The sequence below is a fragment of the Streptomyces sp. NRRL B-1347 genome (genome assembly GCF_000720325.1).
Taxonomy (GTDB): domain Bacteria; phylum Actinomycetota; class Actinomycetes; order Streptomycetales; family Streptomycetaceae; genus Streptomyces.
In genome coordinates this window covers 1-3,083 of record NZ_JOJM01000209.1, presented here as the reverse complement: position 1 = coordinate 3,083, position 3,083 = coordinate 1, and the positions used below count along the sequence as shown (strand labels likewise).

Genomic DNA, 3,083 nt, shown 5'->3' with positions numbered 1-3,083 from the left:
GTCGTCGTGCGGGAGGTGCTGATCAGCTGGTCAGGGCGGGTTGACGGGGTTTCAGGTTCGTTCGTTTGGCCGGTACTCGCTCGGCGTAGTGCTTCTCCTCGAACTCGACGGGGCTGAGGTAGCCGAGCCGCTTCTGGATCCGGCGGGAGTTGTAGAAGCCATCGATGTACTCGAAGAGCGCGAGGTTCGCCTCGGCCCGGGTGGTGAACGTGCGGCCGCGGATGCACTCGGTTTGGATGAGCATCCAGAGATTCTCCGCGAGAGCGTTGTCGTACGGATCTCCGACCGAGCCCATAGATGCCTGACCTCCCGCCCGCACGAGGCGAGTTGTCAGCTTCACGGACGTGTACTGGCAGCCGTGATCGGCATGATGGATGAGCTGGCCGGGCCCGACCCCGCGGGAGGCCAGCGCGTACTCCAGCGTGGTCAGCACCAGGTCGGCGTCCGCGCGGGTGGAGGTCTCCCAGGCCACCACCGGCGCGAGAACGCGTTGCGGATCGCGGACAGCCACAAGGGTCCCTCGCCGGTGGAGATCATGGTGAGGTCGGTGAGCCGCAGCCGGTTCGGCGCGGGTGCGGTGAAGTCCCGCTCGGCCAGGTCCGGGGCGAGCGTGGCCTTGGGGTCGCGGCGTGTGAAGCCCTTGCGGCGCGGGCTGATCCTCGCGATCTCGGCCTCGCGCATCAATCGCTCGACGCGCTTGCGGCCGACGTGGACGCCCTCGCGCTGGAGGACGGCATGCACGCGCGGAGAGCCGTAGACCCCGCCGGATTCCGCGTGGATCTCCTTGGTCTGCTCGGTGAGTTCGGCGTCGCGGCGCTTGCGTTCGCACGGCTCCTTCGCGGCGCGGCGCCAGCGGTAGTAAGTGGAGGAGGCGATAGACAGTTCCCGGAGTACGCACTCGGCCTCCAGGCGCGGGTGCTCGTCGATGAGCGCCGTCACCTGGGCCGGGCCGGGTCGAGCCGGCCGGCGAAAAATGCACTGGCCGTGCGCGGGATCTCGTTCGCGCGGCGCCATTCCTTCACCTCCCGCCGCAGCAGCGCGAGCTCTTCCTTCTCCGCGGTGGTCAGCCGGTCGTCGCGCTCACCGCGGTGGGCCTCGGCCTGGCGGATCCAGCCGCGCAGGGCCTCGGGATGCACGCCGAGCCCGACGGCCAGCCGCTTGATCTGCGTCTTCGGATCGGCAGTGCGGTGTCTTGTGTCGTGGTAAACCCAATTCTCTCACAACGGGCCGCTGTTCATTTTCTGAGGGTCCGGACAGAGACCCTCAGAATCGCGCTGAATAAGCCTCCCGGTCTCAGATGAACGGAATTGGCCCTTCTGGTCAGGGCAGTTCGTTCAGGTCGAGGGTGAAGGTTCGTCCGTCGGCCAGCTCGATCGGGAGCTTGCCCGTGCCGTACTTGTAGGTGTAGACGGCAGTGTAGTTGGTACCGACGGATTCGGTGTGGACAGAGACCTCACCTGCGTACGGGTCAACGACCATATAGATGGGAATGCCGTAGCGGCCGTACTTGGCGGTACAGCCGTCGTAGTTTTCGCACACCAAGGAAGCTGGTGCCACTTCCGCGATCAGTAGAACATCTTGGAAGCTGTACCCCCTGCCCTGCTTCTGGGCGTCCTCGCGCAGGATCGCGAGGGCTGGTGCGGAATTCCCGTCGGCCGGGAGACCAAGGCCCATGCTGGAGACGGTCTTCACGTGGCGCCCGAGCGACACGATCGTGTCGTGCTGCAACGACTTGATCGTGCTGGAGCACTCAAAGCTCTGCGGAGTCATGATCACCTTTCCATAAGTGCCGGGGATGACTGTGTATCCCTCGGGAAGCTCGCTGTGCATGATCGCATCGACGCATATCAGGTGGGTGCGGCTCTGTTCAAGTGAGCTCGCCGGTCAGGCGGTGAGGTCGTATTGGGCCTGGTCGGGGGTGTGAACGTTCGCGTTACTGAGCCGTTTTCATCCTGTCTCTGCGGGGTGAAAGGGCAGTTCAGAGGGGTGGTGTGACAAGACGAGGCTTCTGGTCGTTGCGCTGGTGTTCTCTACGCACCACGCATTGCCCGAGGAGCCTCGCTTGGTTTCATATCGTGCCACGGTCGACATTCCGTATGAGCTGGTCGAGCATGTCTCCTGGCTCATCTGCACGCGAAGGCGTGAACTTCGCTCGCGGTGGCGGAAGTTGGGATGCTTCAAGCAGGCCCTGCTGGTTCTCGCGCATCTGCGGAAGAATGAGACATTGGCGCAGGTGGGCGCCGGGTTCGGGGTTTCCGAGGCGACCGCCTGGCGGTATGTGGACGAGACCATCGAGGTCCTGGCTTCCTGGGCACCCGGCCTGCGCGAGGCCCTCGTCGGTCTGGGCGAGGGAGACTTCGTCATCGTCGACGGCACCTTGACCCCCACCGACCGCATTCATGCGGACGAGCCCTAACAGCCACAAGCACAAGAAGCACGGCATGAACGTCCAGGTCGTCGCCCGTCCGGACGGCACCCCGCTCTGGTTCTCGCGTGCGACGCCGGGCCGTACCCATGACCTGACCGCGGCCCGTGCCCACGGCATCGTGCAGGCGTGCCTGACCAGGCAGATCCTCGTCCTGGCCGACCGCGCTTACCAGGGCGCCGGCGCCCCGGCGAACGCGCCTTCGCCCGGCTGAAGTCCTGGCGCATCCTGCGCAGAGCCCGATGCTCCACCCGCCGCATCAGCACTCTCGTTCAGGCCATCTACACCCTCCTGACCTGCGACTATTCAGGATGAAAGAGGTTCAGTGAGCTTCTTCAGCGGTGACGCTCCAGGGTGAGGATGGCTTTGGCGATGGACGTCATGCCAGTTGGGCTGCATCGGGATCTGCGGAAGATCCGCCAGGTCTTCAGGGCTGCGACGCCGCGTTCGACTGGTGCTCGCGCTGCGGCCAGGGCCTGGTTGATAGTTCTCTCGGTGGGGGTGAGTTTCCACAGAGGCTTGCGCTTGATGCCCGTGGTCAGCCAGGGGCCGGCGCCCTGGAGCCTTTTTCATGTGTAGATCATGAGGGTGAGGAGGGCGGCGGAGACTGACGAGAGCCTGTTCGGGCTGGTCCGGGCGTGCTGGAGGATCCTCCCCT

Annotated in this window: 3 protein-coding genes and 3 pseudogenes; 1 reads left to right on the top strand and 5 read right to left on the bottom strand. The window is 65.1% G+C overall.

The annotated features are described in order from the left end of the window. Positions 1-22: 22 nt before the first annotated feature. From IG74_RS47245 to IG74_RS0144495, 4 genes and pseudogenes are all read right to left on the bottom strand, one after another. Entirely contained in the window at positions 23-433 is a 411-nt protein-coding gene (locus tag IG74_RS47245) for an IS3 family transposase (RefSeq protein ID WP_234334689.1), read from the bottom strand. After that, a complete protein-coding gene (locus IG74_RS51750) occupies positions 427-939 on the bottom strand; it encodes an IS3 family transposase (RefSeq protein WP_158858124.1) in 513 nt (170 codons plus the stop codon). Before IG74_RS51750 ends, IG74_RS47245 begins: the two co-directional genes overlap by 7 nt. Then, positions 936-1,175: pseudogene (locus IG74_RS0144500) on the bottom strand (transposase); the annotation flags it as partial. The pseudogene IG74_RS0144500 and the gene IG74_RS51750, both read right to left, overlap by 4 nt. Before the next feature lie 145 nt (positions 1,176-1,320). Then, on the bottom strand, positions 1,321-1,830 hold the full coding sequence (locus IG74_RS0144495; RefSeq protein ID WP_234334687.1) for a Uma2 family endonuclease: 510 nt from the start codon (positions 1,828-1,830) through the stop codon (positions 1,321-1,323). Positions 1,831-2,062: 232 nt separating this feature from the next. Between IG74_RS0144495 and IG74_RS48620 the strand changes: the two are divergent. Then, positions 2,063-2,740: pseudogene (locus IG74_RS48620) on the top strand (transposase family protein). A gap of 20 nt (positions 2,741-2,760) precedes the next feature. Here IG74_RS48620 and IG74_RS50625 read toward each other — a convergent pair. Next, positions 2,761-2,985: pseudogene (locus tag IG74_RS50625) on the bottom strand (transposase family protein); the annotation flags it as partial. Between the last annotated feature and the right edge of the window lie 98 nt (positions 2,986-3,083).